This is a genomic window from Sinorhizobium sp. 22678, from assembly GCF_052044265.1.
GTDB lineage: Bacteria > Pseudomonadota > Alphaproteobacteria > Rhizobiales > Rhizobiaceae > Sinorhizobium > Sinorhizobium meliloti_A.
The window spans coordinates 109696-122116 of sequence record NZ_JBQEMS010000015.1; the positions used below are offsets into that span (position 1 = coordinate 109696).

Below are 12421 nucleotides of genomic sequence, written 5' to 3' on the forward strand. Positions count from 1 at the left end.
CCTCCGGCGTGCCGGCAGCGCCATCATCCTGAAACTAGACCTGAGACCGCTTCACCTCCCAGGTGGTCACTCTTTCGCCGGTTTCGGGATCCTTGCCGTCCTTGAGCTGGATGCCTCTCGCCAGGAGATCGGCGCGGATGCCGTCGGCCTGCGCGTAGTTCTTGGCCTTCAGAAGCTCCAGACGCTCACGTACACGGCCATCGATCTCGTGAACGACCGCCTCGTCGAGTTCGACCTGCTTCGGCACCACCCCGAGAAGCGCCGCGCTCGCGGCGAAGGCCCCGAGATGGCGCGAGTCGGCGGAAGCCTTTTGCGCCAATGCATGCAGCGCCTGAATGGCCGCCACGGTGTTGAGGTCGTCGGCCAGGGCGGTGACGACGGCCGGATCCGCCTCGCCTGCAGCGTCGCCGTAGACCGGCCATTTCGACAGCAGATGCTCGGCCTCCTCCAGCCGCTTGATCGAGAAGTCGATCGGTTCGCGGTAATGGGTCATAAGCATTGCCAGCCGAAGGACCTCGCCGGGCCATTTGCGGCCGCCGAATTTTTCCGTGTGAAGAAGCTCGTAGATAGTGATGAAATTGCCCTCGGACTTCGACATCTTGCGGCCTTCGACCTGCAGGAAGCCGTTGTGCATCCAGACATTCGCCATCATCTCGGTGCCGTGGGCACAACGCGACTGGGCGAGCTCGTTTTCGTGATGCGGGAAGATCAGGTCGATGCCGCCGCCGTGGATGTCGAACACGTCGCCGAGATAGCGCCCGCTCATCGCCGAGCATTCGATGTGCCAGCCCGGCCGCCCGCGGCCCCAGGGGCTGTCCCAGCCCGGCTCGTGCTCGGCGGAAAGCTTCCAGAGCACGAAATCGCCCGGGTTTTTCTTGTGCGCCTCGACGGCGACACGGGCACCGGCCTGCTGCTCGTCGAGATTGCGCTTGGAAAGCTGGCCGTAATCGTCCATCGACCGTGTATCGAAGAGCACCTCTCCCTCGGCCTCGTAGGCATGGCCCTTGGCGATCAGCTTTTCGATGATTTCGATCATCCCGGCGATGTTTTCGGTCGCGCGCGGTTGCACGGTGGGCTCGAGGCAGCCGAGCACCGCCGCATCTTCGAGGAACTGCGTCTCGGTCTTCTCGGTCACCTGCCGGATCGCCTCGTTCAGCGGCAGCCCGGGATAGTCGCGCAATGCCCGCGCGTTGATCTTGTCGTCCACATCGGTGATGTTGCGAGCATAAATGACGTGATCCGCGCCATAGACGTGACGAAGCAGCCGGAACAGGACGTCGAATACGATGATCGGCCGTGCATTGCCGATATGGGCATAGTCGTAGACCGTCGGGCCGCAGACATACATGCGGACGTTCTGAGGATCGATCGGCCGGAATTCGGCCTTTTCCCGCGTCAGCGTGTTGTACAGTTTCAAAATCGGCATTCCGCCCATCCCAGATCTCCAAGTCTGCATGCTGCCGTCGCAATATAATCGCCGGGTGGCCCCGCGCGTTTGTCATCTTGGATTTTTGGAGACGAAAACGGCCAGGCCAGCGGTTCGCTAGCGAATAATCTTCCGGCAAATAATGCAGATGACCGTTTTCATGGCGACCCTTATCGCGCGTCACCCGGCGCCGGTCAAGAGGCGAGCCACGTGCAAGAGAAAGTCGGCATTCTGCAACCATGACGGCCATGGATTTGTCACGATTTGGCTTATCTGGAAATCGTCAGAGGGGAAGGAGATTCGCCAATGCAGCCCGGCACGGCATCAGGTCCTGTTTCCCGAGGAACAACAGGGACATGGTTTTCGTTGAAAATTCACGAGGGCTAATGCTCCCGATAGGGAAAACACCAAGGAAGACATGCAATGAAGGCCGCCAAAATTGCCGAACGCAACCCGCCGCCATCCGATCTGCTGACGAAATACCGCCCACTTGGCCTGAAGGCCGTCCTCGCAGCCGCGCTGCAAGTCAGGGCTAAACCGGCTGACAAGAAGATCGCGAAGCGTTCGGCTTAGTTCCGATCTGGGGCAGCGCCGCGCGTCCCCTTCGCCCCGCTTGCGGGGAGAAGGTGGCCGGCAGGCCGGATGAGGGGCGGTCCTTGGCTCAAAACAACGACATCTGCCCGCCATCATCCCGGTCGTCGGAGCGCCCCCTCTTCGGGACCGGCGCTATGGGCGTGACCTCGTCCTGGAGCTCAGGGCCGGTGTTGGCGACCTTGTTGACCTTGTCCGACACGGGGATTGCTTCGAAATAATCCTCCGCCGCCGGCACCATGAGGTCGGCCACCTCGCGAGGTTCCTGGCTCTTGCAATCGAGCCAACGGGAAAAGTCTTCCGGCTGGATCACGACCGGCATGCGGTCATGGATGTGACTGACGGCGCCGTTCGCATCGGTGGTGAGGATCGCCGCGGTGTCGACCTCCGAACCGTCGGCGGAAGACCACGTCTCCATGAGCCCGGCAAAGGCCACGATCCCGCCCTTTTTCGGCCGGACCCAAAAAGCTTGCGAGGCCTCCCGGCTGCCCTTGACCGGGCGGCGCCATTCGTAAAAACCGGACGCCGGCACCAGCACACGGCGATGGCGCATTGCGGCGCGGAAGGCAGCCTTCCCGATCGCGGTTTCTGCCCGAGCGTTGATGAGCAGCGGAAACTTGCGCGGGTCCTTGACCCAGCCTGGCGTGAAGCCCCAACGGACGAGCACAGCCTTGCGTTCCGGCAGGTTGCTGCCCGGTTCCGGCCGATCGGAGGCCACGATAACGACTATCGGCTGCGTCGGCGCGATGTTGAAGCGCGCAGGAAAGCCCTCCGCTTCAAGCAGGCCAAACAGTTCCAGCAATTCCTCCGGCGTGGCCGTAAGCGCAAAACGTCCGCACATGACATCGATGTGGCACTTCACGTAGTATGGGTCAACGACCAAGGTGATTTTCGATTCCATGATAACGAAGCAACCCGAGCGCGCCTCCTCCGCCATTCTCGAACGGAACGGCCGCTATCTTCTTGTCCGGCGGGCCAATCCGCCGTCAGCCGACATGTACGCGTTTCCCGGCGGCAGGGCGGAGCCCGGGGAGACGCCTGCGCAGACGGCATTGCGCGAACTCGCCGAGGAAACGGGCATCAGCGCCCGCGATCCCGTGCTCTTCGAAATCTATGACCTGCCCGGTATAGGCCCGCAGGAGCGTCACTTCCTGCTTTCGGTCTTCACCGTCCAGGCCGATCCTGATTTGGTCGCGATCGCCTGCGATGATGCCGCCGGCGTTGGCTGGTTCACACCGGAGGAGATTTTCACCTTGCCCATTCCGGAAAGCGTGCGCGACTGCGTGGAAAAGCTGGCTGCCGGCGGGCCAAGGCGTATTCCTGAGGCGACGACCGGCGTCAGTTCGGATTTGAGGGGCGCATGACCGATCAACGGCTCCCGTTCAGACTGTTGCTGCTGACAGGCATTCTCCTTGCGACCGCCGCGGGCGTGGCGGCTCAGGAAAAGCAGCCTGCCCAGCAGACGGCCGCTCCTTCCCCGGCGCAGGAGGAAAAGCCGACCCCCTACGACCGGCGGTTGATCCGCCTCGCCGAAATTCTCGGCTCGGTGCATTATCTGCGCAATCTCTGTCTCGACCAGCCCGAGGACGGCTGGCGCCGCTCCACGCAGGAACTGATCGACAAGGAGGCGGCCGGAGAGCCGAAACGGCGCGAGCGCATAACCGCGGCTTTCAACCGGGGCTATCGGACCTTCGCCTCGGTCTATACCAGGTGTACGGAGCCCGCGACGCTCGCGGAAGAACGCTACCGTGCCGAAGGTGCAACACTCGTTTCGGAAATCGTCGCCCGCTTTGGAAATTAGGAAGATATTAACCTCTTTTTCCCTGACCCCGTGTCGTTTCGGGAAAAGGCTGCTAAGTTTGTTAAGAGAGTGATAAGAAGTAGCCGGCCTGTCTGCCCGTTCAGTTGCGGTTCAGCGGATAGGCGTTAGGTTAGCCAGTGCACGTAATGGAAGCCGCATGGAACGAATGATGGAACCAAGCCTGACAGACATCGACGACATGATCGTCCACGAGAAGATGCAGGCGGCGCTCGAGCACCAGAACGAGGCTTGGGCGGATGGCATGGCCGACGGCATCGAGCCCGAAATCATCGCCGATGCGGCGATTGCGCTGGCCATGCGCGAAACCGTCCGGCTTCATGGCGAAGAAGGTGCCGAGGCAATGCTTAATTCGCTTCGCGAGCGCATGCTCGCCGGAGAATTCTCGCCAGAGCGGACGATTCAGTAACATCAGGACTGCCCGATGAACCGGAACCCTGCAAACCGGGCCCTCCCGGTTGGTCTTGTCGTGTTGCTGCTGGCGAGTGCGACGATGCCCCCTGCGCCCGCGTTCGCGCTCAGTGAGTTTCAGGGCGCCCCTGCCCCCATTGCCGGCGAACAGAACGCAGCCCCAGGCGACGAGGCCGAAGAGTCCGCGCCGGAAGAACGGGCCCCCCTCGAAATTCCGATGCCAGACCCTCTCGTCGACAGGACGGCCGTCGAGTCGAAGGACGATGAGATCGCCGCGCCTGACGTTGTGGAGCCTGTCGAGGTCCTGACGGATGTTTCGAAGATCCCGGTGCCGGTCGCACGCATGCGCGAACTGATCGTCGAGGCCGCGGCTTCGGGTGACATCGAGCGGTTGCGCCCGCTGCTCGGCAAGGGCCCCACCCAGACCCAGGTTACCGCCACCGCCGGGGAAGACGACCCGATTGCCGCACTCAAAAGTCTTTCCGGCGACCAGGACGGCATCGAAATTCTGGCCATCCTCCTCGATGTCATGTCGACGGGCTTCGTGCTTGCGGACAAGGGTACTCCCGAGGAGGCCTATGTCTGGCCCTATTTCGCCGAGAAGCCGCTCTCGTCGCTGACCGCCCCGGAAAAGGTCGACCTCTTCCGACTGGTGACCGCCGGCGATTTCGCCGGGATGGAAGAGTTCGGCACCTACAATTTCTACCGCGTCGGCATCACGCCGGATGGAAAGTGGAAGTTCTTCGTCGCGGGCGATTGAGCGCGTCTCGTGCCGGAGAGAGGGAAATGCTGGCGGTTCCCGCTCGGCATGCTTGCCCTTCCCCGGCAGACATCCTACCTCTTCGGAATAGAGAATAGGACTCGACATATGCCAATGGTTTGCCTCGACGGCCGCGCAATCATTCGTGTCTCCGGAAAGGACGCGGAGACCCTTCTTCAGACGCTGATCACGACGGATATCGCCTCGTTGACCCTGGACGAGGTCAGGCCTGGCGCGCTGCTGACACCGCAGGGCAAGATCCTTTTCGATTTCCTGATCTCCCGCGACGGCGAAGCGTTGCGTCTGGAGACGACGGAGGATCAAGCCGAAGCGCTCGTCAAGCGCCTGACGATGTACAAGTTGCGATCGGCAGTGGAGCTGTCGCTCAATTCGCCGGCGCCGGTGACGGTCGTGTTCGGAGAAGATGCGCCTGCCGAGAGCTATCGCGATCATCGGTTCGAGAAGGCGGGCATATCCGCTTGCCGCCTCTATCGCGACATGCCTGCAGCGGAAGCGGGCGTCGCCGATCTGGACCGGCTCAGAATCGCGGCGGGCATCGCCGTTGCCGGGCGCGATTACGACCTGCAAGATGCCTTTCCGCATGACGTGCTCATGGACATGAACGGCGGCCTTTCCTTCCGCAAGGGCTGCTATGTCGGGCAGGAAGTCGTTTCGCGCATGCAGCACCGCGGCACTGCGCGACGCCGCCTCGTCATCGTCGCCGGCGAGGCGACGCTGCCGCCGAGCGGAACCAACATTTCGGTCAACGGACGGCCGATCGGTTCTCTCGGCACCGTACTGGATCGGGACGGCCTGGCTATCGTCAGGATCGACAAGGCAGGCGAAGCGATCGCCAAGGGTGAGGCCATTCTTGCAGGCGACGTGCGCCTTACCCTCACGCTCCCCGCCTGGACGGGACTCGTCTTTCCGAACGAGACAGGTGAGGCGAGCGCATGATGAGTGCGCGTGCGTGGCAGCGTATGCTTTCCGGGCGGCGGCTCGATCTTCTCGACCCCTCACCGCTCGACGTCGAGCTTTCCGACATCGCCCACGGACTTGCCCGCGTGGCGCGTTGGAACGGGCAGACTTCCGGCGACCACGCCTTCTCCGTTGCCCAGCACAGTCTCGTTGTCGAGGAGATTTTCCGCCGCACCAATCGCTGCGATGCCCAGGATTGCCTGATGGCCCTGCTTCACGACGCGCCGGAATACGTCATCGGCGACATGATCTCGCCGTTCAAGGCTGTCGTCGGCGGCGGTTACAAGACCGTGGAGAAGCGCCTGGAGAATGCGGTCCACCTGCGCTTCGGGCTTCCGGCACATACGCCCCGGGAGCTCAAGGAGCGGATCAAGAAGGCCGACCGTATCGCGGCCTATTTCGAAGCGACGGAACTTGCCGGCTTTTCCGCAGAGGAGGCCCGAAAGTTCTTCGGTCAGCCGCGCGGCATCACCCGCGAGACGTTGCTGATCGACCCTCTGCCCGCGGTCGAGGCGCAGCGGCTCTTCGCCACGCGCTTCAATGCGTTGGAGTCCGAACGCGCCAAGGCGAGACAGGAGGCGTGACCATGACGGCAATCGTCGTCTCGCCGCTTCAGCGTATCGCGGAAATGGCCGTCCGGCACGGCTGCCGCGAAATGCTGAGCCTGCTTGCGAAGGGCCAGAATTTTCATCGCCCAACCGTCATCAACCATGCGAAGCATCTGACGATCGGCGTCAACGACATCAGCTTCGCCGGAACGGGCGATCTGATTGCGCCCCAGGAAGAACACGTTCATCGAATCATCGATTTCGCCCGCCAATGGGACCGGACGCGGCCGATGCTCATACATTGCTGGATGGGCGTCTCCCGCTCGCCTGCGGCCGCGCTGATCGCCGCACTCGCCGTCGAACCGGACCAGGACGACCACGCGCTCGCGAAGCGCCTCCGGCTCGCCTCGCCCTATGCGACGCCGAATGCGCGGCTCGTGGAAATCGGCGACCGGGCGTTGTCCCGCAAGGGTGCGCTCGTCGCCGCAGTGCGAGCCATCGGCCGCGGCGCGGATGCCGACGGCAATGCTCCGTTCATCCTGCCCCTGCAAGACGTGCAGCATGCCGGGTGAAGCGCAGCCGGTCACGGTCGAGATCGGGCTCAATGCCGTGATCGTCGCGGTCGTCAGTCGCAGCCCGCGCATCCTCGCGGTCAGCGAGGCGGACGGGGACGCTCGGGACAGCCTGCCCTTCGGCCCCTTCGATCCGGCCCGCCACCGCACTTTCGAGGCAAGCCTGCGGGCGCGCGTCGAGAAGCGTACGGCGCTCAAGCTCGGCTATATCGAGCAGCTCTACACCTTCGGCGACCGCGGGCGCCAGCGTCTGCCCGGCGAGGAAGGCAAGCACATGGTGTCCGTCGGCTACCTGGCGCTGACGCGCACGGACGCGGAGAACAACGAGAGGCTGGCCGAAGCGGGCGCCCATTGGCGCGACTGGTACGGCTATCTGCCCTGGGAAGACTGGCGTCTCGGACGTCCCGCGATACTTGACCAGACCATCCTGCCGGCGCTTGTTCGCTGGGAGTCCGGCGACGAAAAGCCGGCCTCGGCGCAGCGTCGTTCACGGATACGCCTCGCCTTCGGCCTTGACGATTTTCCCTGGGACGAAGAGCGCGTGCTGGAGCGCTACGAATTGCTCTATGAGGCGGGTCTGGTGCGCGAGGCCGTGATCGACGGCCATTGCCGCGATCCGGAAAACCCGGCGGCGGGGCTGGCGATGCGCCACGACCACCGCCGGATCGTCGCGACCGCTGTCGCGAGACTGCGCGGCAAGCTCAAATACCGGCCGGTGGTTTTCGAACTGATGCCGCCGGCATTCACCCTTACCGATCTGCAGGCAACCGTCGAGGCGATTTCAGGCCGCCATCTCCACAAGCAGAACTTCCGCCGGCTGGTCGAAGGAGCGGAGCTCGTCGAGCCGACGGGAGAGACCCTGGCATCGACCGGTGGCCGTCCGGCCGCACTCTTCCGCTTCCGCCGCCAAATCCTGGACGAGCGGCCCGCGCCCGGCCTCAAGGTCGGCGGCCGCTGAACCTTAAAGCGCGCCGCGTTTTGCCAAAACCGCTGCGCACCGGGCGAGATGCACTATTTCACCACCGCGCAGGCCAGCCGGTCGCCGGCATCGCCGGAGGGCTGGCTGCGGTTGTCGTCCGAATGCATATGGATCACCAGGGCCCGGCCGCGAAGGGCGGTGGCCTTGTCGTCGAGAGACACGAAGCTGTTGAAGACCTGGGCGCGCAGGATGCCATCGGCGCCGACATACTGGTTGGGCATGTCGCCGGCATGCGGGCCATTGGAAGCGAGGAAGCCGTGCTCGGAATTTTCATCCTCGCCGGCAAAATGCTTTCCCGCCGACTCGAACCCGTCCTTGGGATCGCAGCGCCCCATTTCGTGAGCATGAAAAGCGACCCAGGTATCCTTCGGCAGGCCGCTTATCTCCATCTCGATCAGCACGCCCTTGCCACCTGCCGTCAAAGTGGCCCGCCCGATGTCGGTACCGTCCTTGCCCACGAACTCGGCCGTTGCCGTTTGCGAGGATTGTTGTGCCGAAGCGGCACCCGCCAAGCCTGCCGCACAGGCGATCGCGATCATCGTTCTCATCATCGGAGTTCTCCCTCTCACTCGCGGGTCGATAGAAGACAACGCGCGGCTGCCGAGGTCGTTCCGCAAAAACGCGGCTGAGTTGCAGTCATCCGGCGAATTGAGCTAAATCGACACGTCCAGACCGATGTCGAGCGTCGGTGCGGCCATCGTGATCTTCGAAGTCGAGATGTAGTCGACGCCCGTTTCGGCGATTGCCCGAATGGTTTCGATCTTAACGTTTCCCGACGCCTCCAGCCTGGTGCGGCGCAGGTCACCGGGATAGGAAGCGGCGGACAGTCCCCAATGTGCCGCGTTGATTGCGACGGCCTCGCGCAGCAGTTCCGGCCCCATATTGTCGAGCAGGACCACGTCCGGCGAGGCGGTCAGTGCCTCGCGCAACTGGGCGAGGCCGTCGACTTCGACCTCGACCTTGACAAGATGGCCGCAATAGGCCCGCGCGGCGCGGACGGCGCCGGCAACACCGCCGGAAACGGCGATGTGGTTATCCTTGATCAGCACCGCGTCGTCGAGGCCGTAACGATGATTGGAGCCGCCGCCGAGGCGAACGGCGTATTTTTCGAGAGCGCGAAGGCCGGGGATCGTCTTGCGCGTGCAGCAGACCTTGGCGCCCGTATGGGCGATCTCGTCGGCGAACGTCGCCGTGTAGGTCGCGACCCCCGAGAGATGCATGAGAAAGTTGAGCGCCACCCGCTCGGCCGAAAGGAGTCCTCGGGCACGGCCGGAAATTCGCGCAATCGTCGTACCTGGCGCCACCCGGTCGCCGTCCGCAGCGAGCGCCTCGAAGCGGATCGACGGGTCGATCAGGCGGAAGGCGGTTCGCGCCAGTTCCAGCCCCGCAATCACGCCCGCTTCGCGCACGCTCATATTCGCGGCGGCTGTCCGCTCCGGCCCGATCGTCGAGAGGGTGGTGATGTCACCGGCCCGGCCGAGATCTTCCAAAAGGGCCGCTTTCACCTGCTCCTCGACCATGAGAGCGGGCAGTTCCGGGCGAAGGGCGATCATTATGTCGTTCCTGCGATTGGAGTAGCTTCTAATTTCGCGTTTGCCGCCGTCATGCCGGCTCGCTCTCGGCCACGTCCGCGGCCAGACGCTCCGCCTGGGCAAGCGTCAGATAGGTCCGGCGCCGCCATTCCGGCCGCTCGTCCGGGCAATCGGCCCGAAAATGACCGCCGCGGCTTTCCGTCCGCTGCAGGGCGGCGATCGCGATGAGCTTGGCCGTGGTAACGATATTGGCGAAGCGCAGGCGCTTGTTCGTCCTCTCGAGTTCCGCAATCCCCCGGATCGCCCGGGTCAGGCTTTCGCGCGTACGCACGACCCCGACGCAATCGCTCATCAATTGCCGCAGCACCTTGAAAGGCGGGCTGTCCTCGACCGTCACGGGATCGTCGTTCTCGCCGGCATTGTCGCCCCAGGCAGTCAGCTTCGGGGCCGGCAAGCTGCCCTTGATATTCTCCGCGATCCGCGCCGCGAAGACGACCGCCTCCAGCAGCGAATTCGAGGCAAGACGGTTCGCGCCGTGAACGCCGGTCGATGTCACTTCGCCCGCCGCCCAGAGGCCGTCGATGGAGGTACGCCCCTCCCCGTCCGTCAGCACGCCGCCCATGTGGTAGTGCACGGCAGGCGTGACGGGGATCGGCTGTCTGACCGGATCGATGCCCGCTGCCATGCATGAGGCGTAGACGGTCGGGAACATCTCAGGAAAATGCCTGCCGACGGCCTTTGTGCAATCGAGGAAGGCGCCGCGTCCGGCCTGAACTTCCGCAAAGACCCCGCGCGAAACGATATCGCGCGGCGCGAGCTCTCCATCGGGATGGATGTCGAGCATGAAACGGCGGCCTTGCGAGTTCACAAGGGTGGCGCCATCTCCGCGCAACGCCTCGGTGGCAAGCGGCGCCGGATCCTTGCCGATGTCTATCGCGGTCGGATGAAACTGGACGAACTCGGGATCGGCAATGATGGCGCCCGCCCGTGCCGCCATGCCGACGCCCTGGCCGCATGCTTCCCATGGATTGGTGGTGACCGCATAGAGATGGCCGACACCGCCCGAGCAAAGAACGACGGCGCGCGCCGGGAAGGAAACGCGGCTCTTCGACTGGCCGGCATCCGGCCGCGCGATCACGCCGGAGATAAACCGGCCCTCGCGCACCAGTTCCTCGACCACGTAGCCCTCGATCACCCGGATCGACGGGGTATTGCGCACCGCGGCAATGAGCGCCTCCATGATCGACTTGCCGGCCATGTCGCCCTTGACGCGGACGATGCGCCGCTCGGAATGCGCGGCTTCCCGCGAAAGCAGGAGCTTTCCCTCCAGGTCGCGGTCGAAGGGCACCCCGAATTCGAGCAGATCGTGGATGCGGGCCGGGCCCTCTGCGACCATCATGCGCGTCATCTTCTCGTCGACGATACCGGCACCGGCCGCAACCGTGTCGGCGACATGCTTCTCGAATGTATCGCCCCTGCTCATCGCGGCGGCGATGCCGCCTTGCGCCCAGGCCGAGGAGGCGCCGTAGCCGATCGGTGCGGCGGCAAGGATCGTAACGGGACGCGGCGCCAGTTTCAGCGCGCAGAAAAGCCCGGCAAGGCCGCCGCCGACGATGACGATGTCATCGATCCCGTTGAAGGACTGCGGGCGGAAATGGTCGGTCAGCATGGCTCGATAACTCCTCCACGGGCCTGCGCCGGGTTTGCCCCGGCATTGATCACTGCTTGAGGTTCACCATGCGCTCGACCGCCAGCCGCGCGCGGTCGGCGATCGCCGGATCGACCAGAACCTCTTCCGTCATGTCGAGCAGGCTGTCGAGGATCTTCGGCAGCGTGATGCGCTTCATGTGCGGACACAGGTTGCACGGCTTGACGAAATCGACGCCCTTGACTTCCGCCTGGATATTCGAGGCCATCGAGCATTCCGTCACCAGCAGCACCCGTTGCGGCCGCTTGTCCTTGACGTAATTGATCATGCCCGATGTGGAACCGGAGAAATCGCAGACGGCGATGACATCGGGGTGGCATTCCGGATGGCCGACGATCTCGATGCCGGGATTGGCTTCCTTGTAAGCCAGGAGTTCGGCTGCGGTGAAGCGCTCGTGCACCTCGCAATGACCTTTCCAGGTCAGGATCTTCTTATTCGTCTGGCGCGCCACGTTCATCGCCAGATACTCGTCCGGGATGCAGAGCACGGTGTCGGACTCCAGGCTTTCGACTACTGCCAGCACGTTGGAGGAGGTGCAGCAGATGTCGGTCTCCGCCTTCACGTCGGCCGAGGTGTTGACATAGGTGACGACCGGCACGCCCGGATAGCGTTCCCTGAGGAGCCGCACATCCGCTCCGGTGATCGAGTCCGAAAGCGAGCAACCTGCTCTCGCATCGGGAATGAGCACCGTTTTTTCCGGATTGAGCAGCTTCGACGTCTCGGCCATGAAGTGCACGCCGCACTGGATGATGATCTCCGCGTCGACCTTGGTAGCGTCGCGCGCAAGCTGGAGCGAATCGCCGACGATGTCCGCCACGCAGTGAAAAATGTCCGGCGTCTGGTAATTGTGGGCCAGGATGACCGCGTTGCGTTCCTTCTTCAGCCGGTTGATCGCATGAACGTAAGGCGCATATGCCGCCCACTCGAATGCAGGAATGAAGTCCTTGACCTTTTCGTAAAGGTGCTCGGTCTCGCGCGCGACTGCCGGGGTGAAGGCGAGATCCGGCTTTTCGATGACGCCGAAGCGTGCCGCAGCGCTTGCAAAGGCCGGAGCGGGCGCCGCTTCCTTGCGAAGGTCAAGAGTGGTCATCGGGCTC

At 63.8% G+C, this 12421-nt stretch carries 15 protein-coding genes; 9 read left to right on the forward strand and 6 right to left on the reverse strand.

Translation table 11 applies throughout. The annotated features are described in order from the left end of the window. Positions 1-34: 34 nt before the first annotated feature. Complete coding sequence (cysS, locus tag ACTJKL_RS21595; protein ID WP_440853751.1) at positions 35-1435, reverse strand: cysteine--tRNA ligase; 1401 nt, start codon at positions 1433-1435, stop codon at positions 35-37. 414 nt (positions 1436-1849) lie between these two features. Here cysS and ACTJKL_RS21600 point away from each other — a divergent pair, with 414 nt between their 5' ends. Further along, the gene (locus tag ACTJKL_RS21600; protein ID WP_080662060.1) at positions 1850-1999 is read left to right on the forward strand and encodes a hypothetical protein; all 150 of its coding nucleotides are present in this window, start codon (positions 1850-1852) and stop codon (positions 1997-1999) included. 88 nt (positions 2000-2087) lie between these two features. Here the strand turns inward: ACTJKL_RS21600 and ACTJKL_RS21605 are convergent, their stop codons facing one another. Beyond that, the gene (locus ACTJKL_RS21605) at positions 2088-2918 is read right to left on the reverse strand and encodes an SOS response-associated peptidase (protein ID WP_201269669.1); all 831 of its coding nucleotides are present in this window, start codon (positions 2916-2918) and stop codon (positions 2088-2090) included. Here ACTJKL_RS21605 and ACTJKL_RS21610 point away from each other — a divergent pair. The 8 genes from ACTJKL_RS21610 to ACTJKL_RS21645 all read left to right on the forward strand — a co-directional run bounded on the left by ACTJKL_RS21610 (position 2917) and on the right by ACTJKL_RS21645 (position 8063). Continuing rightward, positions 2917-3381: an NUDIX hydrolase gene (locus ACTJKL_RS21610; RefSeq protein ID WP_018094628.1), complete on the forward strand. Its 465-nt coding sequence runs from the start codon at positions 2917-2919 to the stop codon at positions 3379-3381. The genes ACTJKL_RS21605 and ACTJKL_RS21610 overlap by 2 nt on opposite strands. Further along, a complete protein-coding gene (locus ACTJKL_RS21615; protein ID WP_440853752.1) occupies positions 3378-3818 on the forward strand; it encodes a TIGR02301 family protein in 441 nt (146 codons plus the stop codon). Before ACTJKL_RS21610 ends, ACTJKL_RS21615 begins: the two co-directional genes overlap by 4 nt. Positions 3819-3975: 157 nt before the next feature. Continuing rightward, positions 3976-4245 (forward strand): hypothetical protein, encoded by a 270-nt coding sequence (locus ACTJKL_RS21620; protein WP_010969047.1) that lies wholly within the window; start codon positions 3976-3978, stop codon positions 4243-4245. Between the two features lie 15 nt (positions 4246-4260). Beyond that, positions 4261-5007, forward strand: a complete 747-nt coding sequence (locus tag ACTJKL_RS21625) for a hypothetical protein (RefSeq protein ID WP_275596536.1) — start codon at positions 4261-4263, stop codon at positions 5005-5007. Positions 5008-5115: 108 nt separating this feature from the next. Continuing rightward, positions 5116-5964: a CAF17-like 4Fe-4S cluster assembly/insertion protein YgfZ gene (gene ygfZ, locus ACTJKL_RS21630; RefSeq protein ID WP_440853753.1), complete on the forward strand. Its 849-nt coding sequence runs from the start codon at positions 5116-5118 to the stop codon at positions 5962-5964. Then, positions 5961-6569: a YfbR-like 5'-deoxynucleotidase gene (locus ACTJKL_RS21635; RefSeq protein WP_028012012.1), complete on the forward strand. Its 609-nt coding sequence runs from the start codon at positions 5961-5963 to the stop codon at positions 6567-6569. Before ygfZ ends, ACTJKL_RS21635 begins: the two co-directional genes overlap by 4 nt. Positions 6570-6571: 2 nt before the next feature. Then, entirely contained in the window at positions 6572-7105 is a 534-nt protein-coding gene (locus tag ACTJKL_RS21640) for a tyrosine phosphatase family protein (protein ID WP_440853754.1), read from the forward strand. Then, positions 7059-8063 (forward strand): NUDIX hydrolase, encoded by a 1005-nt coding sequence (locus ACTJKL_RS21645; protein WP_379942560.1) that lies wholly within the window; start codon positions 7059-7061, stop codon positions 8061-8063. Before ACTJKL_RS21640 ends, ACTJKL_RS21645 begins: the two co-directional genes overlap by 47 nt. Before the next feature lie 53 nt (positions 8064-8116). Here ACTJKL_RS21645 and ACTJKL_RS21650 read toward each other — a convergent pair whose 3' ends face one another. The 4 genes from ACTJKL_RS21650 to nadA form a co-directional block, all read right to left on the reverse strand. Next, complete coding sequence (locus ACTJKL_RS21650; RefSeq protein WP_018094621.1) at positions 8117-8635, reverse strand: superoxide dismutase family protein; 519 nt, start codon at positions 8633-8635, stop codon at positions 8117-8119. A gap of 102 nt (positions 8636-8737) precedes the next feature. Then, the gene (gene nadC / locus ACTJKL_RS21655) at positions 8738-9637 is read right to left on the reverse strand and encodes a carboxylating nicotinate-nucleotide diphosphorylase (protein ID WP_018094620.1); all 900 of its coding nucleotides are present in this window, start codon (positions 9635-9637) and stop codon (positions 8738-8740) included. 49 nt (positions 9638-9686) lie between these two features. Beyond that, positions 9687-11285 (reverse strand): L-aspartate oxidase, encoded by a 1599-nt coding sequence (locus ACTJKL_RS21660; protein ID WP_018094619.1) that lies wholly within the window; start codon positions 11283-11285, stop codon positions 9687-9689. Positions 11286-11334: 49 nt separating this feature from the next. Then, positions 11335-12414 (reverse strand): quinolinate synthase NadA, encoded by a 1080-nt coding sequence (nadA, locus tag ACTJKL_RS21665; protein ID WP_379942565.1) that lies wholly within the window; start codon positions 12412-12414, stop codon positions 11335-11337. Positions 12415-12421 lie beyond the last annotated feature (7 nt).

Bases quoted from the DNA above. Each gene is read 5' to 3' on its own strand.
- cysS (WP_440853751.1), bottom strand. From the start codon at position 1,435: ATGGGCGGAATGCCGATTTTGAAACTGTACAACACGCTGACGCGGGAA.
- ACTJKL_RS21600 (WP_080662060.1), top strand. From the start codon at position 1,850: ATGAAGGCCGCCAAAATTGCCGAACGCAACCCGCCGCCATCCGATCTG.
- ACTJKL_RS21610 (WP_018094628.1), top strand. From the start codon at position 2,917: ATGATAACGAAGCAACCCGAGCGCGCCTCCTCCGCCATTCTCGAACGG.
- ACTJKL_RS21605 (WP_201269669.1), bottom strand. From the start codon at position 2,918: ATGGAATCGAAAATCACCTTGGTCGTTGACCCATACTACGTGAAGTGC.
- ACTJKL_RS21615 (WP_440853752.1), top strand. From the start codon at position 3,378: ATGACCGATCAACGGCTCCCGTTCAGACTGTTGCTGCTGACAGGCATT.
- ACTJKL_RS21620 (WP_010969047.1), top strand. From the start codon at position 3,976: ATGGAACGAATGATGGAACCAAGCCTGACAGACATCGACGACATGATC.
- ACTJKL_RS21625 (WP_275596536.1), top strand. From the start codon at position 4,261: ATGAACCGGAACCCTGCAAACCGGGCCCTCCCGGTTGGTCTTGTCGTG.
- ygfZ (WP_440853753.1), top strand. From the start codon at position 5,116: ATGCCAATGGTTTGCCTCGACGGCCGCGCAATCATTCGTGTCTCCGGA.
- ACTJKL_RS21635 (WP_028012012.1), top strand. From the start codon at position 5,961: ATGATGAGTGCGCGTGCGTGGCAGCGTATGCTTTCCGGGCGGCGGCTC.
- ACTJKL_RS21640 (WP_440853754.1), top strand. From the start codon at position 6,572: ATGACGGCAATCGTCGTCTCGCCGCTTCAGCGTATCGCGGAAATGGCC.
- ACTJKL_RS21645 (WP_379942560.1), top strand. From the start codon at position 7,059: ATGCTCCGTTCATCCTGCCCCTGCAAGACGTGCAGCATGCCGGGTGAA.
- ACTJKL_RS21650 (WP_018094621.1), bottom strand. From the start codon at position 8,635: ATGATGAGAACGATGATCGCGATCGCCTGTGCGGCAGGCTTGGCGGGT.
- nadC (WP_018094620.1), bottom strand. From the start codon at position 9,637: ATGATCGCCCTTCGCCCGGAACTGCCCGCTCTCATGGTCGAGGAGCAG.
- ACTJKL_RS21660 (WP_018094619.1), bottom strand. From the start codon at position 11,285: ATGCTGACCGACCATTTCCGCCCGCAGTCCTTCAACGGGATCGATGAC.
- nadA (WP_379942565.1), bottom strand. From the start codon at position 12,414: ATGACCACTCTTGACCTTCGCAAGGAAGCGGCGCCCGCTCCGGCCTTT.